Below are 21,742 nucleotides of genomic sequence, written 5' to 3' on the forward strand. Positions count from 1 at the left end.
CGCTCAGCCTCTCTGCTGGATGCGGATCATGTTCCCGGCAGGATCGCGCAGGGCGCAGTCGCGCAGTCCATAGGGCTGATCCATCGGCTCCTGCACGATATCGGCTCCCTTGGCCTCCACCTCGGCGAAGACTGCGTCGACATCGGGGCTGGCCAGGACGATGGCGCCGTAGCTGCCCTTGGCCATGAGCGTCTCGATGACCTCTCGCTCCGTCTCACTGATCGTCGGGTCGGTGACGGCGGGGGTGAGCACGATGGAGGTGTCCGGCTGGTCGGCGGGACCGACGGTGAGCCAGCGCATCTGACCCGAACCGACGTCGAGGCGGAGTTCGAATCCGAGGACATCGCGGTAGAAGGTCAGGGACTCCTCGGGATCGACATGGGGCAGGAAACTGGCGTTGATCGAGATATTCATGTGAGCAATCGTAGACGGCTCAGGCGGGTGGGACTTCTCGATTCCTGACCGGTCGCAGCGCATTCTTCACCACGATCGTCGGCAGCCGATGCTGATCTGCGACGGCGGAGTCGCGGTAGGCCCGTGGTGAACAGCCGACGAGTTCGCTGAAACGGGTGCTGAAGGTGCCCAGGGACGAGAACCCGACGGTGAAGCAGATGTCGGTGATCGAGAGATCACCGCGCCTGATCAGCGCCATCGCCCTCTCGATCCGACGGGTCATGAGGTAGGAGTAGGGCGATTCGCCGTACGCTGCCTTGAATCCGCGGCTGAGATGGCCGGCGGACATGAATTCGCCGGCAGCGAGGGATTCGACGCTCAACGGGCGGTCGAATTCCCTGTCGATGCGATCACGGACCCGTCGCAGGGCCGTCAGCTGCTGCCTCATTCGCCGTGGACGCCCTGGCGCAGGGTCTCACCGCGGAAGAACGCCGGGTGACGGAACGATTGGACGATCATGATGACCACACCGAGGAGAAGCACCCCGATTCCGAGGACGAAGACGAGTCCGATGCCGAACACCGACGAACCGGAACCGTAGGCGGGGTCGAGGGAGTCGATGGCGGTGGTGACGAAGATGACGAGGAGGGTCACTCCCCCGATGAGCGGGAACAGGAACCGGAAGAACACGGTGCGCGCCGAGTCGAACAGGGAGCGTCGGAAGTACCAGATGCACGCCAGGCCGGTGATGCCGTAGTAGAAGCAGACCATGAGACCCAGTGCGGTGATCGTGTCCCACAGGGCGTTCTCCGACAGCAGCCGCATGACGACGTAGAAGATGATCGCGGCCGCCGCCGAGGTGATGGTGGCCACCGAGGGCGACTTGTACCGACGCGAGATCCGTCCGTACTTCTCCGGCAGGGCGCCGTAATGGCCCATCGCGAGGATCGTGCGCGAAGGTGAGACCATCGTCGCCTGCAGCGAGGACAGGGAGGACGAAAGCACGGCGATCGAGACTAGCACCGCGAACGGGCCCATCACAGGGGTGGCCAGCGCCGCGAAGATCGACTCCTGATTGTCCGGGTTGCCGGCGCCGAGTCCTTCGGTGCCGACTCCGGCGAACGAGATGACGGCGACGGTGCATGCGAGGTAGATGATGACGATCGCGAGGATCGTGAGCATGGCGGCCCGGCCGGGCGTCTTCTCCGGGTCCTTGGCCTCCTCGTTCATCGTGATCACCGTGTCCCATCCCCAGAACAGGAAGATCGACAGGGACACGGCGGCCGCGACGGTGGAGAAGTCGCCGGCGGTCAGCGGGTTGAACCAGTCGAGTGAGACCGGAGTCGGGTCGAAGGCGGTGCCGCCGCCGACCTGGACGAGTGCGGCGATGACGAACCAGCCCAGAGCGAGGACCTGGAAGGCCACGAGCCACACCTGCAGCTTCTCGGTCGCCTCGACGCCTCGATAGGAGATCCACGCTGCGGCCGCGGTGAGCAGCACGGTGACGGGGATGTTGATCCACAGGACACGGGTGAGTTCGGCGATCTGCGGGTCCCCGACGATCTGCGAGAGCAGCAGGAAGAGGAAGTCCACGGCCACTGCCGCAAGGTTCGAGAGCACGAGGACGGTGGCGGCGACGAGCCCCCAGCCGCCCATCCAGCCCAGCCATGGACCGAAGGCGCGGGTGGCCCATGTGAACGTCGTACCCGAGTCGGGCATCGACGTATTCAGCTCCCGGTAGCCGAAGACGACGAGGAGCATCGGCACGAAGCCGATGAGCAGGATCGCCGGGGTGTGCACACCGACCTCGGAGATCGTCGGTCCCAACCCCGAGGTGAGCGTATAGGCCGGTGCGATGCAGGAGATGCCGATGACGGCTCCCCCGATCGCACCGATCTTTCCGGCGGAGAGTCCCTTCGAACTCAGACCCCCGGCGGTCGTCGACGCTGACTGCGGTGTGCCGTCCATGGTCAGGAGGTTTCGCCGAGGATCGCCTCGGCTGTGGCGGTGCCGATCCTCACCGCGCCGTCGACGTGCTGATAGCCCGCCGCGGCGATGTCCGAACTCGCGAAGTGCAGCGGACCGACGGGGTCGTTCTGGAACCGTCCCCAGCGAGACAGCCCGCCGAGGTCGTAGCTCGTCGCATAGGCTCCGCGGGTCCATTCCTCGGCACCGAAGTCGGAGAGGTAGAAGACGCGCGGGTCGAGTGCCTTGGGTCCGAGGAATTCGGCGAGGGCCTCGAGGATGCGCCTCCGTCGGGTCTCTTCGTCGAGTGCCCACATCGCATCGGCGTTGACGTCGGAGATGAACCCGACGAGGGTGCCCTGCTCTTCCCCGTGGTTCGTGTTGTCGTAGATCTCCTGGACGAGGCGTGAGGCTCCGAACCCCGTGCCGCAGAGTCCGTCCTCGCGCCAGAACGGCGCGTCGTAGGTGGCATGGACCTTGATGACCAGGCCCATCGACTGGTGCTGGTGGAAGATCTGCTGCAGACGGGGCAGCGGCGGGTCGTAGCTGATGCGCGAGTAGAGGTTCGGCGGCACCGCGAGGATCGCTCGGTCGGCACGGACGCTGAGGGCATCGGTGCTCACCTGTACGCCCTCGTCGGACCACGCGATGCTGCGCACCGGCTGTCCGAGGCGGACGACATCGTCGCCGAGCTCCTCGGCCATCTGCACGGACACCGACTGCATCCCGCCGACGACGCGGCGGTCGAGGATGAAGTGATCATCGACGAGGTGGGTGAACGATCCCGCCGAGGCGGCCATGAGGATCGCCTGCAGTGCGGAGAACGTCGTGGCGGGCTTGGTGAGCATCCCGCCGGCGATGAACAGGCCGATGTTCTCGCAGGCGAGTTCGTCACCGGACTGCTGCCTCAGCCAGTGGTGGAAGGACACCGAATCGAGTTCGGCAGCATCGGCGGCATCCCAGGGCGCTGCCGCGCCGATGCGTGCGGCGAGCTCATCGAGGAGGCCGATGAGTCGCTCCATCTCCGCTTGGGTCGACTCCCCCACGGGGAACATGTCGCCGTCATAGACCGTACGGGTTCCGTCCGGGGCGATGTAGACACTCTTGCCCTCCCGATACCGCGGGTAGGTCTCCTTGCCGAGTTCGTCGACGAGGCCGAGCAGAGCTGTTTGGTCCGGAGAGATCCACTGACCGCCGAGTTCGTACATCTGACCGTCGATGTGTTCCGTCCAGGTGCGGCCGCCGACACGGTCGCGGGCTTCGAGAACGATGACCTCCCTGCCCTCGGCTCGCAGTCGGCGGGCCGCGCTCAGGCCGGAGGGGCCGGCTCCGATGACGACGACGTCACAGGTTTCTGCGGACATGGCGATCTCCTTCTGAAGCGACAGCGGTGGCTTCAGACTAGCCATGTGACGGGCGCCTGCCAAGGCGGATTCGTCGAATGCGGATTCCGCACCGGGAGGGTCGGTCAGCGGAACGCGCGCGCATCCGCCGCAGGGTCATCCTCCAGGGCGGCGATGAAGCTCCACGAATTCGGGCGCGACCCGTCGAGATCGTTGAATCCGTAGTGGGTGGCCAGACTGTGGGTGTCCTGCGTGGTGGTGTTGAACCGATGTCGGTCGGGGTCGGGGGCCAGCGCCACGACGGAACGACCGAGCAGATGGGGAGTCTCGGAGATCGCGAAGTCACGCGGCGGTTCGCTTCGATTCTCGTCGAGCGAGTCGCGCATCCAGTTGTCCTAGTCTGTGTCGAAGAGGTCGAGCATCATCTCCGAGCGCAGCCATCCGGGCGTGAGGGCGACCGCTGTGGCCCCGACCGTGTCGAGTTCGTGGCCGAGGCCGAATGCCAGGCGGTTGACCGCGGTCTTCGTGAGGTCGAGGAAGATGTTCTCCCGGTAGTGGATGGCGTTGTAGGCCGCTGTGCCATCGGTGGTCGCAGATATGGGATTCGGCCTGACCGCCCTCGGCGGTGATGAGCGAGACGGTGCCTTCGATGGTCTCATCTCGTCCGTAGTCGGAGGGCTGCTCGGCTGTCGATCGTCCGGTGCAGTGGACGTAGGCGCCGGCGCGTGCGAGGTCGCGGGCGATGGCACGCCCGGCGCCGCGGATCTCGCCCGGCGTCTCGAGGTCACCGAGCGCACCGCGTACCGAGACCTGACCGATCTGTCGCTGATGGGCGTGCCGGTTCTCACCCAGTCGGGTCCGGGCGGCGGAATCCGCCTGATCGGCGATTGGACCTCACCTGTGACGGGGCTGACCCGGGATGAGGTGGATTCGGTGCTCGTCGGAGCCCCCGCGGCCGGGGATCTCGGGCTCTCCGCCGAACTCGCATCGGCACGGGAGAAGATCCTCGCCGAGACCGCCTCGGCGTTCTCCCGGCACATCCTCGTCGATGGACTCGACTGGTTCATGGCGCGGGAGGACCCGCGCGCTCTGAGCACGATCGTCACGGCCCTGCGCACCGCCCGGGGTCTGCGCATCGTCTATGAACGGAAGGGAGAGACTCGTCCGCGGACGCTCATTCCGCTCGGCCTCGTCATCATGGCTGGTCGCTGGTATCTCGCGGCGCAGCCGCCGGGATGCCGACCCCGGACCTACCGGGTCGCTCGGCGTCCGGTTACGGCTGACTCTGGCCCGCACCGATGATCTGCTGCGGGCCGTGCCCGGCAGAGTCACCGGAACCCGCCGAGGTGGCCGTGAGCCAGCTCATCACCGTTCCCGACCTCACCGTCGTCTCCCCGATGCACATCCGCCGCGACCTGCACGATCGTGCGGTGGCCGCGGCGGAGAGCAATCGGTGACCGGTCAGAGACCTGCGATCATCGGGCTGCTGAGATCACTGGACTTCGTACTTGCCGTTGATCTGTCCGGCGCCGACTCCGCCGACGGCCTCCATGGCGGCCTTGGACAGGTCGAAGCAGCGGTTGCCGTGGTAGGGGCCGCGATCATTGACGCGCACGGTCACCGACTTGCCGTTCGCGGTGTTCGTGATCTTCACCTTCGACCCGAAGGGCAGAGTCTTGTTCGCGGCGGTGAGCTTGTTCGTATCGAAGCTCTCGCCGTTGGCAGTCTTCTTCCCGTCGAATCCGTCCCCGCCGCCGTAGTAGGACATCGGGCAGCTGCCGGATTCGCCGGCGGACTTCCCTGAGTTCGAGGGGCCGTCGTTCTCATCGGCCGATCCGCCCGACGAGGAACCTCCGGATTCTCCGCCGGATGACTCCTCAGGGGTCTTCTCCGACGTCGGCTTGGGGCTCGGAGTCTCTGTCTTCGCTTCGAGCGAGAGTTCTTCCGGCTTCTCCTTGGCCTGCTTCTTCGCCTTGGCCAGGGCATCGTCGGTGGCCGTGGTCGGTGTGACGGCGGAGACCGCTGGCGCTTCGGCGACGACTTCGCCGTTCGACGTGGAATCGTTGGGCACCATGGCCAGGCTCGAGGCGACGACGGCCGCGGTGGCGGCGGTCGGCACGATGAAGGCTGAGAGCACGGGACGGGTGCGCACAGTTGCGAGCACTCCCCCGGCGGTGTTCTGACCGGTCTGCGGCGAATGCCGACCGGACTTCTTCTTCGCGGTCAGTGCCGAGAAGATCGAACCGCTCCGCTTGGTGCTCGGTGCTGAGTGTCTGCCCACTGGTGATGTTCCTCGTCGTCTGAGAGTGTCTCGCGAACTCGGAATTGCGGGGAAGCCTCATCGCAGCACTGCTGGCGAGCAGGGACACCGAGTTGACGGATCAAGTTATCGGATCGTTATCTCAAAGCATTCTAGTTAAGGAACTGTTACAAATGCAATGCGGCACACCGTTTCGGCGTGCCGCAGAGATGAGAGGCTGCTCACCGTACTTCGGTTCAGCGTTCCTTCCGGGTGACGAGCCTGCGCACGTTATCGGCTCCGGAGGTCACGGTCTCCTGCGCCTTGTCGAAGGCCCTTTCGACCTTCCCGCTGCGCACGGCATCGTCGATCGCATGGGATACGGAACCGAGCGCCTTGTTCACGGTGGACTCCGCGCTCTCGATGAGACGCTGCGATGAGGTCGCCTCGCGCACGTTCTTCACGCCGCTGCTCGCCGCACCATAGGCACGACCGGCTGCGCGACGGACTCGCTCTGTCGGTGTCTTCGCGGTCGCGTCGATGACGTCGTCGGGTTCGATGGGTTCGCGGTGTGAGCTCATGTCTCCATCCTTGACGACCCGGCCTGCCAGGTCAACACCCGGCTAGGATCGGACTATGAATTCCCAGCCGAAGGTCACTCCCGGCCCAGACATCATCGCTCACCGTGGCGGACTGTGGGCGGGAATGAGCGAGAACACCCTCGAGGCCTTCCGCGCCGCCGCCGATGCCGGAGTGCACTGGATGGAGACCGACGTCCACGCATCGGCCGACGGCGTCCTCTTCGTTGCGCACGATGCGGATCTCGCGCGCATCGCGGGACGACCGCACAGCATCCGGGAGCTGCCCGCCGCCGAACTCGACGACGTCGAGCTCATCGCCGGGGGTCGTCTCCCCCGCCTCGAGGAACTCGTCGAGGAGCTTCCCGCCGTGGAGTGGAACATCGATGTCAAAGCCGAGCACAGCATCGGCCCGATGGTCCGCTTCGTCCACAACTTCTCGGTCGATCAGCGGATCCGACTCGCCTCGTTCGACTCCGCGACCCTGCGCCGCCTGCGCACGGCTCTGCCGGGAGTGCGCACCTCGACGGGGACGACGGAGACGGCTCTGTTCGCCCTCGGCGGGCTGCCTCTGATGCCCGACCACGGACCGGTGCCGCTGCCGCCGGACGTCGACGCCCTGCAGGTGCCACGGAGGTTCAAGGGGATTCCGGTGGTCACCGGGGACCTCGTCGACCGCGCCCATGCCAGCGGACTGCTCGTGCATGTGTGGACGATCAACGATGCGGAAGACATGGAGACGCTGTTCACGCTCGGGGTCGATGCCGTCGTCACCGACGATGTGACGACCGGTCTCGAGGTGCTGGCACGGACGCCTCGAACCGGGGAATAGACGGACACGGTAGACTGTTGCACTGCGTCTAAGGTGTGCAGTCGAGTCGGAAGGTCTTAGATATGAGCGAACGCAGTCTCCGCGGAACACAGTTGGGCTCGCGCAGCCTCGAAACCGAAGAGGGCGTCGAGCCGGCACCGCGTCAGATGGTCGAATTCGAGTGCGAGGACGGAACCCGGTTCAAGGTGCCGTTCTCGATCGAGGCCGAGGTGCCCTCGACCTGGGACTCCGGTCTTCACGGCATCGGCGTCCGCGTCGGTGTCAACGAACCGGACGGGGATCCCGTCAAGCATGTGCGCTCGCACTGGGACATGCTCCTCGAGCGTCGATCCTTCGACGAGCTCCAGGTGCTCCTCGATGAGCGCCTCGCGATCCGTCGCGGTGAGGTCCCGGCCCAGAGCTGAGCCGACCGGCGGCGAAACTCTCGCGCCGGAGAGACGATGGGGGTGCAGGTCGTTGACCTGCACCCCTTTTCTCATGCCTGTCCGGCGCCCACACGACCCGTGCGGAACGCTCGCGCCGACTCTTCGGAAGGCGCGTGAGCGCCGTTCAAGCGGCAGCGCGGATGTCGATCGGTGCGCCATTCGACATCCGCGCGCCGCCTTGATCGAGGAGCGTCCTCCCGTCGTTCAAGCCGGAGCGCGTCTGTCGACCCGAGGGCCAATCGATACCTGCGCGCGGCCTTGATTGAGGTGAGTGCCGGCGCACATGGTCAGGTCCCCACACTCCTGCCCAGACAGAAGTCTCTGCTCAAGCGAGCTTCGAGCGGCCGAAGAGTCGTCGCAGCTGATTGCGCCGCCGCGTCAGCCCCCAGCCGGCGACCTTCGTGAACGCCTCGGAGATGATCGATCCGCTCATCTTCGACTCACCGAGCTCACGCTCGACGAAGACGATGGGCACCTCGGCGATGCGGAAACCGGCCTCGACGGTGCGGTAGGTCATATCGATCTGGAAGCAGTAGCCCTGCGATTGCACGCCGGAGAGGTCGAGCGTTTCGAGGACGGGACGAGTATAGGCGCGGAATCCTGCGGTCGCGTCCCGGACGCCGAGACCCATGACCGCGTTGACATAGACGTTCGCGCCACGGGAGAGGAAGAACCGCGACTTCGGCCAGTCGACGATCTCACCTCCGGGCACCCACCTCGAGCCGATGACGAGGTCGGCCCGCCCCGACCGGGCGATGTCGAGCAGCTGCCCGAGATCGAGCGCACGGTGGGACCCGTCGGCGTCGAATTCGCAGATGATCTCGTAGTCGCGCTCGAGCGCCCATTCGAAGCCGGCGATGTAGGCCATGCCGAGACCGGACTTCTCACTCCGGTGGAGGACGTGGATGCGTGAATCGGACCGGGCCTGTTCTTCGGCCCACTCCCCCGTACCGTCGGGTGAGCCGTCATCGACGATGAGGACGTCGACCTCCGGCTGCGCTTCGAACAGCCCGGACAAGGTCACGGGCAGGGCGAGACGTTCGTTGAATGTGGGGATGACGACGAGGATCTTGGAAAGCACGGACTCCACGATACGCGTTCGCCTGGGAAACAATGAGTCGACACCCCCGCCTTCGGACCACGCCGCCGAAGCAGCGAGTTATCTAATGACGGGAGTGCCGACTCCATCCCACCTGTGCGGAATGTTCACCACGAATCTAGTGGGCCACGGCGACTTTGCAAAATCGCTGTGACCAGCAACGATACCTGAATCTGCAGGTCAGCGGCGCGTGTTCGGCAGAAAGTTTCTTCCGCCGCTCGGCGTGTCGCCTGGACTCAGGCGGAGACCGCAGATGCTCAGAGTGCGATGCGGGTGGGCAACGGCACATCCGGAGCCAGTTCCGGCAGGCCCGGGGTGCCCGACCGAGGGTCTGTGCTCCACGCTGCGACGCGAGGATCGGCGACCTGGACGACGAGCCTCTCGACCCTCCAGCGGACGATGTCCGCATCAGCTCCCGGGACGAGCACTCCGCCGTCCGGGTTGCCGGCAGCGCGATGAGCGAAGCGGGTGGTCGCATTGAAAGCGGCACGCGCGCCGATGCCGTTCTCACCGACGACGGCCGAGCGCACCGTCGCCCACGGCGAGGACTGCGAATGGCTGAACGAGACCTGGGCACCCGCGGCCAGCAGCTGGGAGAGCGGTTGCGGCAGCGCGGGGTCGAGCGTGATCGCGACCCCGCTGCGACCGAGTGCTTCGACGTGTCCCTCGTCGACGGAGAAGTCCAGCAGCAGCCGGTAGCCATGTCGCTGCGCATGAGCGGCGTCGGTGCGCAGGCTCTCCAACACCTCGCCGAGGCGTTCGTTCGAGTCGACGAGGACGAACAGCTGCGTATCCGGCAGGGTCCCGAGCGCGAGGAAGTCCGCCGCCGTCGTCGAGGCCCGCTGTTGCTGGTCACCGTCGCTCAGCTCGGGGTAGTCGACGAGCGACAATCCCTGCGGAGCGTCCGCAGCGAACCGCGCGATCGCCTCGGCGGTGCCGAGCGCATGGACGTGCGTGTATCCCTGGTCGTGCAGTCGCTGCGCCGATGCCGAATCCGCGTCGAGGACGAGTCCGGCGTGGACGATTCCCGGTGTGAGGAAGTCCTCGGCGAGGTCGATCGCCTCGGGGTCGAGGGCCTTCGCCGCTTCGTCGGACCCGATGAACGAGACCTTTCCGTCCGTGTGTCCGAGCGCCGTCGCGAAAGGGTCGGCACTGCTGTATACGTCTCCACCAAAGTACATAGTCACAGCCGATAGGCTACACCGCTCCCCCTGTGTCAGATCCGTCGGGTATCGTCATCGATTGTGAAGCCTTTGGTTCTGCTCGATACGCCCGCCCTGTACTACCGCGCCTTCTATTCGGTTCCGGATTCGATCGTCAACGACGACGGTCAGCCCGTCAACGCCGTCCGCGGGGTCGTCGACACGGTGGCGCAGATGATCCGCCGCTTCGATTCCGCACGCGTGGTGGCGACGATGGATGCGGACTGGCGCCCGGCCTTCCGCACCGCGATCATGCCCGAATACAAGGCCGCCCGCGTCAAGGACGAAGAGGCCGGCACGGAGATCCCGCCCGAGCTCGCCGGCCAGCTGCCGATCTTATACCGCGTCCTCACCGCCGCAGGGATTCCCATCGCCGAGGCGGCCGGGACGGAGGCCGATGACGTCATCGCCACGATGGCCGCCGAGTCCCGCTCCCCCGTCGTCATCGTCTCCCCCGACCGTGATCTTCTCGCGCTGCTGGACTCCGACAGTGATGTCAGCGTTCTGCGCCCGCGCAAGGGAGGAGAATGGGAGGCCCTGTCCGAGGCCGACCTGCCGGAGGCCTACGGCGTGCCCGACGGCACCCGCTACCGCGAGCTGGCGGCACTGCGCGGCGATCCCTCGGACGGTCTGCCCGGGGCTCCGGGAATCGGCGAGAAGACGGCCGCAACGCTGCTGGAGAACTTCGGCTCCCTCGACTCGATCATCAGAGCCGCGAAGTCCGGGGTCAAGACCGGCGGCCTGAGCCCGAAGCGTGCGGCCACCATCATCGAGGTCGAGGACACGCTGCACAAGACCCTCGAGGTCATGCGGTGCCTGACCGATGTCGATCACGGAATCGACCTCGAGACGATCCCGCACACCGCCGACTTCGCCGCGCTCGAGGCGGCCGCGGCCGGACAGAACATCCGCCGCTCCGTCGACAATCTCATCTCAGCGCTCGAATCCGTCACCCGCTCCCGGCGCGCCCCGGCCGCTGCGGCTGCGCCGGGGCCCTCAGGCGTGTCGGCATCGACGCGGACCGGCGCGGCGGGCTCGCGGTCGTCAGGCGTCACCGACGCCAACGGTTCGACCAGCACAGCCGATTCGTCCGTCGCGGCGCCGTGGATCCGTTCGCGCCTCGTCGGCTTCGACCTCGAGACGACCGGCGTCGAACCGGAGACGGCGCGCATCGTCACCGCCGCGTTCGTCGATTCGGCCAGTGTGGTGCGAACCTGGCTGGCCGACCCCGGCATCGAGATCCCCGAGGCCGCTCGCGCCGTGCACGGAATCACCACCGAATATGCCCAGGCCAACGGCGCACGCGCGGTTGATGTCGTCACTGAGCTGTGTGCGACCTTCGCCGCCCTCCGCGACGAGGATGCCGTCGTCGTCGGCCACAACGTCGTCTACGATCTGTCCGTCATGGCCGCCGAGGTGGCCCGCCACCGCCCCGATATCGACTTCCCGTCCATCATCCCCACGATCATCGACACCTTCGTCGTCGACAAGCAGATCGATCCCTACCGCCGCGGCAAGAGGACGCTGATCGAGACCGCGAAGACCTATCGGGTCGAGCTCCTCGATGCCCACGACGCCTCGGCCGACGCGCTGGCGGCGCTGGACATTTCCCGAGCATTGGCAGAAAAGTCCACGGAAATCGCTGCACTCAGCAACGCCGAGATCATGGCCGCACAGGGCGACTGGAGACGCTCACAGGCCGCAGGACTGCAGTCCTGGCTGCGGAAGAAGGGCAACGCCGACGCGATCGTCGACGGTTCGTGGCCGATGTCCTGAGCGATAGACTCGACACCGACGAACACACGACGAAGGACGACAATGGGATTCTTTTCTCGCCTGCTCAATCGACCCGGCTCTCATGCGGAGAAGACGACGGGCTGGTTCGATCGCTCGGCCGACGACATCGCGACGGCCGGACGCAAGTTCGCCGAACTCAGCGACGCCGAACTCACCGAGGCCGCCGGCGAGGTCTTCGCTTCGGGTTCGCAGCAGGAGACTCTCACCCGCTACTGCGCACTGGCCCGTGAAGCCGGTGAGCGCGCACTCGACGAGAGCGCCTACGACACGCAGCTGCGCGGCCTCATCGGTCTGCTCCAGGGCAGTGTCGTGCAGATGGCCACCGGTGAAGGCAAGACGCTCGTCGGAGCGCTGGCCGCGGCCGGCTACGCCCTGCAGGGTCGGCGCGTCCACGTCGTCAGCGTCAATGACTACCTCGCCGTGCGCGACCGCAACTGGATGAAGCCGCTGTTCGACCTCCTCGGCGTCCGCTCCGCCGCGATCTCGGGCACACAGAAGGACGACGAACGTCGCCAGGCGTACCAGGCGGAGGTCCTCTACGCCTCGGTGACGGAGGTCGGCTTCGACGTGCTCAGGGATCGCTTCATCACCGACGACGCGGACCTGCGGGTCCCCGAACGCGATGTCGTCATCGTCGACGAAGCGGATTCCGTGCTCATCGACGAAGCCCGTGTGCCCCTCGTCCTGGCAGGGTCGTCGAGCGTGCAGGACGCCGATGAGTCCATCGCGGCGCTCGTCTCGCGCCTGACCCCCGACACCGACTTCGAGGTCAGCTCCGACCGCAACGCCGTGGCTCTGACCGATGCCGGAGTCGACAGAGTCGAAGAGGAGCTGGGCGTCGAACTCTTCGGCGAGGACTCCGAGACCCTCGCCGCGGTGAATATCGCTCTCCACGCCAGAGCACTGGTCAAGCGCGATGTCGACTACCTCGTCGTCGACGGTCGGATCAAACTCATCTCATCCTCCCGCGGACGCGTGGCCGAACTCCAACGCTGGCCCGACGGGCTGCAGGCCGCTGTCGAGGCGAAGGAGAGCCTCGGCACGACGGACAGCGGTGAGATCCTCGACCAGATGACCGTCGAAGAGCTCATCCATGGCTATGCGACGGTATGCGGCATGACCGGCACCGCCCTGGCCGTCGGCGATGACCTGCGCGAGTTCTACTCACTCGAGATCGTCCCGATCGACACTCACCTGCCCGTCATCCGCGTCGACGAACCCGACCGGCTCTACACCTATCAGGAGTCGAAGGAGCGGGCGATCGTCGAGGAGGTCGCGGAGAACCACTCCCGCCGGCGCCCCGTGCTCATCGGCACGTCGTCGGTGGCCGAGAGCGAATCACTGGCTGAGCGTCTGACCGAGCGCGGCATCGAAGTCGCAGTGCTCAACGCGAAGGACGATTCCCGCGAGGCCGAGATCATCGCCGCGGCGGGCGCCCCCGCGGCGGTGACCGTCTCGACGCAGATGGCCGGACGCGGCACCGATATCCGTCTGGCCGACGACGACGTCGCCGAGGCCGGCGGTCTGCTCGTCATCGGTGCCGGGCGTTACCCTTCGTCGCGTCTCGATGACCAGCTGCGCGGCCGTGCCGGCCGTCAGGGCGATCCCGGCACTTCTGTGTTCTTCACCAGCCTCGAGGACGAGCTGCTCACGCGTGCGCCGGAGATCCAACGCTTCGTCACCGAAGGCGACGAGACCGGGCTCATCGACTCCAAACGCGCCCTCGGTCTCGTCGAACACGCCCAGCGCATCGCCGAAGGGCAGAACACCGCTCTCCACCGCGACACGTGGCGCTTCAACGAACTCATGGCCAAGCAGCGCGAACTCGTCCTCGAACGCCGCACCGAGATCCGCAAGGACGATGAACCGGTTGCGCAGCTGCGCAAGGAGATCGGCGACCGGGCCGATGAGATCGTGGCCGAGCAGTCGGAGGAGGTCCTCGACACGGTGCTGCGCGAGGTCATGCTCTTCCACCTCGACGCCCGGTGGGTCGATCACCTCGCGTTCCTCAATGATCTGCGCGAGGGCATCCACCTGCGGACCTTCGCCCGGGAGAAGCCGCATGAGGCCTTCAACGCGGAGTCCATCCGCGTCTTCTCCTCCTTCTGGTCCGATGTCATCGATGATGCGAAGGAGACCCTCGAGACGGCCGAGATCACCCCCGACGGCATCGACCTCGAGTCCCATGGGCTCAAGCGCCCCTCCTCGACGTGGACCTATCTGACCACGGAGAACGCGTTCGGCTCCGATATCGAGAACATCGTCAAGAAGGTCAGGCGCTGATCAGGAGTCGGCGACGACTCCGCGGCGGATCGCATTGATCGTGCGACGGATCCGCACAGCCGTGTCGCCGTCGACGACCTCGGAGATCTGACCGAGCAGATCGAGGCTCTGCTTGGCCCAGCGCACGAAGTCGCCGGCGGCGATGTCGCTGCCGCGCAGCGATTCCGACAGCGCTTTGCCCTCCGTCCATCGGAACATCGGCTTGACCAGGCCCTGGTCGGGTTCATCGGTCGTCGTCAGCGCGTGCTGCTCCTCGAGATGGAAGAGGCGACGCCAGATGGTCTCCGCTTCGTCACAGACGGATTCGAGATCCGCGCTCGGCGCCCGATGCGCGTGCAGCGTGTCCCGTCGCGACTGGAACACGAAGATCGAGGCGAACGACGCGAGCTCCGGTTCGGTCAGTCCGTCCCACAGCCCCGCGCGGATCGTCAGCGCCACGAGCAGATCGCGTTCGCCGTAGATGCGGCGCAGCATCTCCGACTGGGCCGGATCGAAACCGAGTCCGCGCAGGACGTCCTGGACGCGGTCGAAGACGAGCGCGATCGAGGTCGTGCGCCCTTCGATGCGCCCGATGAGCCCCTCGTTCTCCCGAATGAGCTTGTCGGCCCGATTCGCCCACCGCGCATGCATCTCCCGATCCGGGCAGTCGTGGCACGGGTGGGCGCGCATCTGCGCCTGCAGCTCGGCTACGGTCGTCGAGGCGGTCTGAGCCTCCCTGGTCGACTCCCAGTGCGCGTCCGGGTCCACGCGCCCGTCGTGGACGGCCGATTCCAGGATCGACAGCAGCTGCCGCCGGTCGCCGGCCTGTCGGTGGTTGAACTTCTTCGGCACGCGGACACGGCCCTGGGAGGCGACGGGTTCGGTCACCTCGTGCGGCCGCAGGTGCCACACCTTCCCCTGTTCGGTCAGCACGGTGGGCAGCCGCGAGGTACCGTCCCGGCTGCTCATCGGGGCGATGATGACGGCGCGGCCGCCGACGCGTTTGGCCGGCATCGTCACCACATCGCCGACCTTGAGCGCGGTGAGCGATTCGACGATGTCGCGCTGCCGGTTGCGCGACTTCGTGCGCGTCTCCTGCTTCTGCGTGTCCGAGATCGCTCGGCGCAGTCCGGCGTATTCGGCGAAGTCCCCGAGCTCGCAGTGCATCGACTTCTCATAGGCCTCGATGGTCGCCTCGTTCTTGCGCACCTTCCGGGCCAGGCCGACGACGGCCTTGTCGGCCTGGAACTGGGCGAACGATGTCTCGAGCACCTTCGCCGCTTCGGCGGAGCTCATCCGAGACAGCAGATTCGCCGTCATGTTGTAGGTCGGCCCGAACGCGGAGTTGAGCGCATACGACCGGTTCGAGGCCAGGGCGGCCAGCTCGCTGACCTCCACAGTGGGGTGCCAGACGACGACGGCGTGGCCGATGCGGTCGATGCCGCGGCGTCCGGCCCGTCCGGTCAGCTGGGTATACTCCCCCGGGGTGATCGTCACATGGGCCTCGCCGTTGAACTTCACGAGCTTCTCGAGCACGACCGTGCGGGCGGGCATGTTGATGCCCAGGGCCAGGGTCTCAGTGGCGAAGACGACTTTGATGATCCCCTGCGAGAACAGCTCTTCGACGAGCTGTTTGAACTGCGGGATCATCCCCGCATGGTGGGCTGCCACACCGAGCAGCATGCCCTCGCGGAACGTGTGGTAGCCGAGGATGCCGAGGTCCTCGTCGGCGAGTTCCTCCCGCAGCGATTCCAACGCCGCGTTGACGATCGTCTTCTCCTCCCGCGAATTGAGATCGACGCCGGTCGACAGGTACTGCTCGACGGCCTCATCGCAGCCGTTGCGGGAGAAGATGAACATGATCGCGGGCAGCATGGCCGCCTCGGCGAGGGAGGACACGACCTGAGTGCGGCTGGGACGGCGGAACCGGGCACGCGTGGCACGGGCCCGCCGCGACCGCGGTCCTCCGTGGGTGCGCGTGGCATGGTTGAGGGCCGGATCGATCCGTTCCGAGTCCGTGTGAGTGAACAGATCGTACATCCGGTGGCCGACGAGCACATGGTTGACCAGCGGCACCGGCCGGTGGCTCGTCGACACGATCGTCGTCGGGCCCCGCACCTCGCGCAGCCAAGCCCCGAACTCCTCGACATTGGACACCGTGGCCGACAGCGACACCATCTGCACCCGATCGGGCAGGTGGATGATGACCTCTTCCCACACCGGACCGCGGAAGCGGTCGGCGAGGTAGTGGACCTCGTCGAGGACGACGAAGCCGAGGTCGGACAGGCCCTCCACGTCGTTGTAGAGCATGTTGCGCAGGACCTCGGTGGTCATCACGATGATCGGCGCGTCCCGCCGGATCGAGGTGTCACCGGTGAGCAGGCCGACGTTCTCCGACCCGTGGACCTCGGCGAGGTCGTTGAACTTCTGGTTGCTCAGCGCCTTGATGGGGGTGGTGTAGAAGACCCGCTTGCCCTCGTCGCGGGCCAGTTCCACCGCGAATTCGGCGATGAGGGTCTTCCCGGCCCCGGTCGGTGCCGTGACGAGCACGTCCTCACCGTCCTGCAGGTGGCTGCACGCCTCGACCTGGAAGTCGTCGAGCTCGAACTCAGTGCGGTCCATGAATCGGCCCAGCGGGGTGCGCGCGAATTCGGCGCGTGCCTTGAAGTCGGCGTAGGCGGCGGAGGGAGAAAGGGTCGCCTCCGCCGAGTTCGGGTTCTCTGGCTGCGTGATATCAGTCATTCTTCTCTTCGTCGATAGTGTCGTCCGGGTCGACCCACAGGCCCTGCTCGATCAGCCGCTTCTTCTTCCGCCGATCGTTGAACAGGCAGATCACCCAGGCCAGACAGAACAACGTCATCATGGGGATGACGAGGAAGAACATCGACATCGCATCGGGAGTGGGAGTGGCGATCGCTGCGAACAGGAACACGAGCATGACGATGATGCGCCACGACTTCTTGATCCTCTCCGCCGACAGGATGCCCAGCATGTTCAGGCCCACCATGAGAACGGGCAGGACGAAGGCGAGGCCGAAGACGACGATGATGACCATCACGAAGCTCAGATAGTCCTGAGCCGGGATGATGTTCGTCCCGCCTGCCGGGGTGAACGAGGTCAGGGCCTTGACGGCGTTCGGAAGGGCGAAGAACGCCATCGTCGAGCCGGCCAGGAACAGCGGAATCGCCGCCCCGAGGAAGCCCAGGGAGTACAGCTTCTCCTTGCGCTTGAGACCCGGGACGATGAACGCCCAGATCTCGTAGAGCCAGATCGGGCAGGAGAGGAAGAGTCCGATGAAGAACGAGAGTTTGATCTTCAGGTCGAACGGGGAGGCCACTCCCGCGAAGTTGATCTCGGCCATCCGCCCACCGTCATCGCGGATCGTGCGGATCGGCTCCTGCAGGATGTCGAGGACACGGTCGTAGAGGAACCAGCCCGCGACGGCACCGAGTGCGATGGCGATCAAGGCGATGATGACGCGGTTGCGCAACTCGACGAGGTGCCCGACGACGGGCATCTTCTTCTCAGGGTTCTTCTTCCGTGACCGTGACGGCTTCCGCTGGCTGTTCTCTTTCACTTCTCGTGAGACTGTGGGTCCTGCTTCTCACGACTCGCCTCATCGGTGCCGGTACGGTCACCGGTGCCGCCGGTGGTGCCGGAGGTTCCGGTCGACGGCGCGGATTCGCTCGAGGAGCTGCGGTCCAGTGTTCCCGGTTCGGTGGACTTCTGCGCATCGTCGTCGTCACCGCGGAGGTCCTTGACCTCGGATTTGAAGATCTTCATCGACTGTCCCAGGCTCCGGGCCAGCTGCGGCAGTTTGGGCGCGCCGAAGATGATCACGATGATGAGGATCACGATCGCGATCTGCACGAAACTTGGTCTCATTGGGAGCTCCTTGGATTGTTGATGCTGAGGATGATTCTACGCTGTGCGGCTGAGCCTTTCATCCACGCAGCCGGGCGGTTCGCGCCAGGGCGATCGGCACCTCAGCCGAGCCGGTCGAGCGCGACCCTGACCGCCTCGGCGTCGTCGATCTCCGTGATGACATCGGCATGGCAGAGCAGGAACCGGCTCAGCCAATCCACCGAGTGGACGACCATCCGGATCCGCACGCTCGTGTCCCCGGTCTCGGCGTACTCGCGAGTGGATACATCGAGCTCATCGGCCAGCCACGCGCCCCGCGCCGCGAGTCCCAGAGTGACCTCACGAGTCTCCGGCGTCGACTCGTTCACCGCCAGCGGCGGATGCTCGGTTCTCTCCCATGAGCGGATGGCCCCGAGCGCGAAGCGTCGCGGTGCTCCCGCGGAATAGCACCAGGCGTCGACGTACCAGTCGGCTCCGGGCACGAGGTTCGTCGGTGCGATCGTGCGGGTGGTCAGCTCGTCTCGCGAGGCCACATAGTAGTCGATGCGCAGTGCCGACTCGGTCTCGATGGCCTCCTTGAGCGCCGCGAGCAGCTCCGGATCGGCATCGATGGGGCTGACGTCGACCGCAGTGCGCAGGTTCTCCCCCGCCGCTACTCGCAGCTTGTCCGCGGCCGTGGACACAGCTTCGGAATCGAGGCCGGGCAGGGAGGAGAGCATATCGAGAGCGAGGACGAGGACGCCGGCCTCCTCCGCGCTCAGCCGCACTGGGACGGAGACCTCCTCGGCGTTGGAGATGAAGATCTGCCCGCCTTCCCACGAGGCGTCGATGAGATCATCGGGCATGTGACCGGGGCGGCCGGTGACGAAGAGGAGCTCGAGGTCGTCGATGAGGGTGTCCGAGTCGATGCCGAAGTAGGCGGCGGTCTCCTCGAGATCGGCCCCGGGATGGGCGTCGAGGTAGGGCACGAGGCTGAGCAGCCTGGTGAGTCTCTCACGCGCTGAGGACATTCGCGCCTCCCAACCGGTTGAGCGAGGCGCGGATCGTGTCGCGTCGGGCATCGACGGCGCGGACGAGCTCGGCCGGAGCGAGAGCCTCGACAGCGTCTCCGAAGCCGACGATCTCGGCGGCCAGCGCATGCTCATCGGAGTACTCGATGATCACGGCCCCGTCCTCCTCACGGATCTGCCGACGCCGCAGCGGGTCGGCGCGGTGGGCACGGATGGTCAGCGTCGCCTCGGCGACCACGGCCATCTCCGAACTCGACTGCAGGGCGAGTCCAGGGGAGAAGTCGTCGGGAATGGCGTAGTCGCCGGGTTCGCGCCCGCCGAGCTTGCCGATTCTGCCGTCGACGCGGGAGAGGCGGAACGTGCGGCGGGCCTGCCGGTCGAGGTCGAAGCCGAAGAGGTAGACCCGGTCGCCGCGGCTGAGCAGGGCATAGGGTTCAAGGCGCACCTTGCGCGCCGTCTGCCCCGGCTTGTGATAGGTGAATCCGATCGCCTCGCGGGCGTTGATGTGGTGAAGGGCGTCGGCGAAGTTCGCACTCGCCAGGCGCCTGGCCGCGGTTCCGGGTTCGAACGCGCCGCGTCCGGGGCCGGCCTCGTCGAGGTCGAGTCCCAGCGCCCGCAGCTTCGTCAGCGCCTGGGCGCTCGAATCGCCGAGCTCCGTCTCCGACCAGAAGGCCGCCGCCACGGTCACCGCCGCCACCTCTGCCGGGGTGAGGTCGACATCGTCCATCGCATAGTCGGCTGCCGAGATCCGGTAGCCGGTCTCCCCCGCATCCCCGTAGGCGTCGTGCTCACCACGGGTGGCGATGGTGATGCCCATGTGTCGCAGCAGCTCCTTGTCGCGGGAGAACTTGCGGTCGAAGGCGATGTCGTCGAGGCCGCGATAGCCGTCGATGGCGTTCATCAGCGTCTGACGCGAGACCCATCCGCGGGAGGTGCGGAGGGCGATCAGCAGGTTCATCAGACGCTCGGTCTGCTGCCTCTGTCTGCTGGGGCGGGGTGTGTTCACGATTCCACCGTAACTCAAGCCGGGCGATAGTCTTGGGACCATGATTCATTGGCGCAGAGGAATCGTCTCAGCGATACGCTCCACCCGGCCAGGATACACAGAGGTCGAGGTCGAACTGGAGGAGGCGCTGCCGGGTTCGGAGGTGACCGCGATCCGAGCGATCGCCTACACCGACGCGATCGGCCACCCGCGCCTCGACGACACAGTCATCGTCAACGTTTCGGCGCTGGCCAAACGACTCGGCACCGGAGGCTTCGGTCTCATCGTGGCTCTGCCCGATGCGCTGCCGTCCGATCCGCCGAACGGCCCGGGACATCTCGTCAAGGACCGGTATTCGCCGCTGCAGACGATGGTCCTCGGCGTCGACGATCAGGAATCCGACCACCATGCCGTGCTCGCCGAGGCGGAACGACTGGAGAGCATGCCCGTGATCGTCGCCGATCTGCATTCGGCGCTGCCGGCCGTCATCTCCGGGATCCGAACGGTCGATCCGTCGCTGCGCATCGCCTACGTCCTCAGCGACGGTGCGGCGCTGCCGGCCCCGTTCTCGAAGGCCGTGGCAGGACTCAAGGACGCCGGCTGGCTGACCGGGTCGATCAGCACGGGCCAAGCCTGGGGCGGGGACCTCGAGGCCGTGACGATCCACACCGGTCTGCTCGCCGCCCGGCACGTCATGGAGGCCGACATCGCCGTCGTGGCGCAGGGTCCCGGCAATCTGGGCACGGGCACGAAGTACGGCTTCTCCGGGCTCGTCACCGGCGATCATCTCAATGCCGCGGCACTCCTCGACGGCATTCCCCTCGGCGTGCTGCGGATGTCGAACGCCGATGCCCGCGGCCGTCATTTCGGCATCTCGCACCATACGCTCACTGCCCTGACCGAGATCGCCCGTCCGGGAGTGCAGGTCCCGGTGCCGGACTTCTCCACCCTCACCGAGGAGGAGCTTGAGGAGATGGAGCCCGATCCGCGCGTGGTGGACGGCATCGTGTCCGAACAGCTGAGTCGGCTGAGCATGCATGCGCTGCTCGACGTCGACCTCACCGGACTGTGGGCCGGACTGGGCGCCTCCCCCGTGGGGCTGTCGACCATGGGTCGCAGGCTGCCGGCCGATGCGGCGTCGTTCCTCGCCGCAGCCGCGGCGGGTCGGTGTGCCGCCGAGCTCATCTGATTCACGCCGGATGCACCGCGGTGATCCGGGGCGAACGGCACCGGGCCACACCGGATCTGCAATGTGCTGCACCGAAATGTTCTGTCCGTGAATGAGTCGGGGCCGGACTCAACAGAGTCCGGCCCCGACGACGAGGATCTGTGATCAGCGAGGGGCTGTGATCAGCGCACGTTCTCGAGATCGCAGACGAAGATGAGGCTCTCACCGGGCTGGATGACTCCGCCGGCGCCCTGGTCTCCGTAGGCCAGGTGCGGAGGGATCTGCAGGGTGCGACGGCCGCCGACCTTCATGCCCTGGATTCCCTGGTCCCAGCCGGAGATGACCATGCCCGACCCGAGACGGAACTCGAGCGGGGTGCCGCGGTTGTACGATGCGTCGAACTCCTCACCTGTCGAATGGGCGACGCCGACGTAGTGCACGCTCACGGTGTCACCGGGACCCGCCTCGGCGCCGTCACCGATGACGTCATCGACGATGACGAGTTCGGTGGGAGCGTCGCCGCCGGGGAAATCGACTTGTGGTTTCTGCTTCATGGTGTCTCCTCCTGTGCTGACCGTTC

Annotated in this window: 22 protein-coding genes; 6 read left to right on the top strand and 16 right to left on the bottom strand. The window is 66.4% G+C overall.

Going from position 1 to position 21,742, the window contains the following annotated elements:
* Positions 1 to 3: 3 nt before the first annotated feature.
* From J9314_RS09460 to J9314_RS09485, 6 genes are all read right to left on the bottom strand, one after another.
* Positions 4 to 414, bottom strand: coding sequence for a VOC family protein (locus tag J9314_RS09460; protein WP_210605437.1), 411 nt, complete (start codon positions 412 to 414; stop codon positions 4 to 6).
* Between the two features lie 19 nt (positions 415 to 433).
* Positions 434 to 841 carry a helix-turn-helix transcriptional regulator gene (locus J9314_RS09465; protein WP_210605438.1) on the bottom strand — a complete coding sequence of 136 codons (408 nt, stop codon included), beginning with the start codon at positions 839 to 841 and terminating at the stop codon, positions 434 to 436.
* Positions 838 to 2,361, bottom strand: a complete 1,524-nt coding sequence (locus tag J9314_RS09470) for an APC family permease (protein ID WP_181273749.1) — start codon at positions 2,359 to 2,361, stop codon at positions 838 to 840. The genes J9314_RS09465 and J9314_RS09470 overlap by 4 nt, the downstream gene beginning before the upstream one ends.
* Before the next feature lie 2 nt (positions 2,362 to 2,363).
* Complete coding sequence (locus tag J9314_RS09475) at positions 2,364 to 3,722, bottom strand: flavin monoamine oxidase family protein (RefSeq protein WP_210605439.1); 1,359 nt, start codon at positions 3,720 to 3,722, stop codon at positions 2,364 to 2,366.
* Between the two features lie 104 nt (positions 3,723 to 3,826).
* A complete protein-coding gene (locus tag J9314_RS09480) occupies positions 3,827 to 4,087 on the bottom strand; it encodes an SDR family oxidoreductase (RefSeq protein ID WP_210605440.1) in 261 nt (86 codons plus the stop codon).
* A gap of 9 nt (positions 4,088 to 4,096) precedes the next feature.
* A complete protein-coding gene (locus J9314_RS09485; RefSeq protein ID WP_210605441.1) occupies positions 4,097 to 4,360 on the bottom strand; it encodes a hypothetical protein in 264 nt (87 codons plus the stop codon).
* 46 nt (positions 4,361 to 4,406) lie between these two features.
* Here J9314_RS09485 and J9314_RS09490 point away from each other — a divergent pair, with 46 nt between their 5' ends.
* Complete coding sequence (locus tag J9314_RS09490; RefSeq protein ID WP_246490716.1) at positions 4,407 to 5,003, top strand: helix-turn-helix transcriptional regulator; 597 nt, start codon at positions 4,407 to 4,409, stop codon at positions 5,001 to 5,003.
* Positions 5,004 to 5,193: 190 nt separating this feature from the next.
* Here the strand turns inward: J9314_RS09490 and J9314_RS09495 are convergent, their stop codons facing one another.
* Positions 5,194 to 5,982, bottom strand: a complete 789-nt coding sequence (locus tag J9314_RS09495; RefSeq protein WP_210605442.1) for a septal ring lytic transglycosylase RlpA family protein — start codon at positions 5,980 to 5,982, stop codon at positions 5,194 to 5,196.
* Between the two features lie 215 nt (positions 5,983 to 6,197).
* Entirely contained in the window at positions 6,198 to 6,521 is a 324-nt protein-coding gene (locus J9314_RS09500) for a hypothetical protein (protein WP_210605443.1), read from the bottom strand.
* A 55-nt stretch (positions 6,522 to 6,576) separates the two neighbouring features.
* On the opposite strand from J9314_RS09500, the gene J9314_RS09505 reads away from it, so the two are divergent.
* Both J9314_RS09505 and J9314_RS09510 read left to right on the top strand, forming a co-directional pair.
* Positions 6,577 to 7,350, top strand: coding sequence for a glycerophosphodiester phosphodiesterase family protein (locus tag J9314_RS09505; protein ID WP_210605444.1), 774 nt, complete (start codon positions 6,577 to 6,579; stop codon positions 7,348 to 7,350).
* 62 nt (positions 7,351 to 7,412) lie between these two features.
* The gene (locus J9314_RS09510; protein ID WP_181273743.1) at positions 7,413 to 7,754 is read left to right on the top strand and encodes an RNA polymerase-binding protein RbpA; all 342 of its coding nucleotides are present in this window, start codon (positions 7,413 to 7,415) and stop codon (positions 7,752 to 7,754) included.
* Positions 7,755 to 8,100: 346 nt separating this feature from the next.
* Here the strand turns inward: J9314_RS09510 and J9314_RS09515 are convergent, their stop codons facing one another.
* Together J9314_RS09515 and J9314_RS09520 are read right to left on the bottom strand one after the other, a co-directional pair.
* The gene (locus J9314_RS09515; protein ID WP_210605445.1) at positions 8,101 to 8,856 is read right to left on the bottom strand and encodes a polyprenol monophosphomannose synthase; all 756 of its coding nucleotides are present in this window, start codon (positions 8,854 to 8,856) and stop codon (positions 8,101 to 8,103) included.
* 275 nt (positions 8,857 to 9,131) lie between these two features.
* Positions 9,132 to 10,055: an amidohydrolase family protein gene (locus J9314_RS09520; protein ID WP_210605613.1), complete on the bottom strand. Its 924-nt coding sequence runs from the start codon at positions 10,053 to 10,055 to the stop codon at positions 9,132 to 9,134.
* Positions 10,056 to 10,118: 63 nt separating this feature from the next.
* Here J9314_RS09520 and J9314_RS09525 point away from each other — a divergent pair, with 63 nt between their 5' ends.
* Both J9314_RS09525 and secA2 read left to right on the top strand, forming a co-directional pair.
* Positions 10,119 to 11,852 (top strand): 5'-3' exonuclease H3TH domain-containing protein, encoded by a 1,734-nt coding sequence (locus tag J9314_RS09525; protein ID WP_246490717.1) that lies wholly within the window; start codon positions 10,119 to 10,121, stop codon positions 11,850 to 11,852.
* Positions 11,853 to 11,894: 42 nt separating this feature from the next.
* Positions 11,895 to 14,156, top strand: a complete 2,262-nt coding sequence (gene secA2 / locus J9314_RS09530) for an accessory Sec system translocase SecA2 (RefSeq protein ID WP_210605446.1) — start codon at positions 11,895 to 11,897, stop codon at positions 14,154 to 14,156.
* On the opposite strand, the gene J9314_RS09535 is transcribed toward secA2, so the two are convergent.
* The 5 genes from J9314_RS09535 to J9314_RS09555 form a co-directional block, all read right to left on the bottom strand.
* Entirely contained in the window at positions 14,157 to 16,877 is a 2,721-nt protein-coding gene (locus tag J9314_RS09535; RefSeq protein WP_210605447.1) for a DEAD/DEAH box helicase, read from the bottom strand.
* The gene (gene tatC / locus J9314_RS09540; RefSeq protein WP_343207053.1) at positions 16,870 to 17,712 is read right to left on the bottom strand and encodes a twin-arginine translocase subunit TatC; all 843 of its coding nucleotides are present in this window, start codon (positions 17,710 to 17,712) and stop codon (positions 16,870 to 16,872) included. Before tatC ends, J9314_RS09535 begins: the two co-directional genes overlap by 8 nt.
* A complete protein-coding gene (gene tatA / locus J9314_RS09545) occupies positions 17,709 to 18,020 on the bottom strand; it encodes a twin-arginine translocase TatA/TatE family subunit (protein WP_210605448.1) in 312 nt (103 codons plus the stop codon). The genes tatC and tatA overlap by 4 nt, the downstream gene beginning before the upstream one ends.
* Positions 18,021 to 18,121: 101 nt before the next feature.
* Positions 18,122 to 19,009, bottom strand: a complete 888-nt coding sequence (locus J9314_RS09550) for a WYL domain-containing transcriptional regulator (protein ID WP_210605449.1) — start codon at positions 19,007 to 19,009, stop codon at positions 18,122 to 18,124.
* Positions 18,993 to 20,015, bottom strand: a complete 1,023-nt coding sequence (locus J9314_RS09555; protein ID WP_246490718.1) for a helix-turn-helix transcriptional regulator — start codon at positions 20,013 to 20,015, stop codon at positions 18,993 to 18,995. Before J9314_RS09555 ends, J9314_RS09550 begins: the two co-directional genes overlap by 17 nt.
* 40 nt (positions 20,016 to 20,055) lie before the next feature.
* Between J9314_RS09555 and J9314_RS09560 the strand changes: the two genes are divergently transcribed.
* Entirely contained in the window at positions 20,056 to 21,183 is a 1,128-nt protein-coding gene (locus J9314_RS09560) for a DUF3866 family protein (RefSeq protein WP_210602221.1), read from the top strand.
* Positions 21,184 to 21,344: 161 nt separating this feature from the next.
* On the opposite strand, the gene J9314_RS09565 is transcribed toward J9314_RS09560, so the two are convergent.
* Complete coding sequence (locus tag J9314_RS09565) at positions 21,345 to 21,716, bottom strand: FKBP-type peptidyl-prolyl cis-trans isomerase (protein WP_210602222.1); 372 nt, start codon at positions 21,714 to 21,716, stop codon at positions 21,345 to 21,347.
* Between the last annotated feature and the right edge of the window lie 26 nt (positions 21,717 to 21,742).

The sequence above is a fragment of the Brevibacterium oceani genome, from assembly GCF_017948325.1.
In the GTDB taxonomy this organism is placed as follows: Bacteria; Actinomycetota; Actinomycetes; order Actinomycetales; family Brevibacteriaceae; genus Brevibacterium; species Brevibacterium oceani.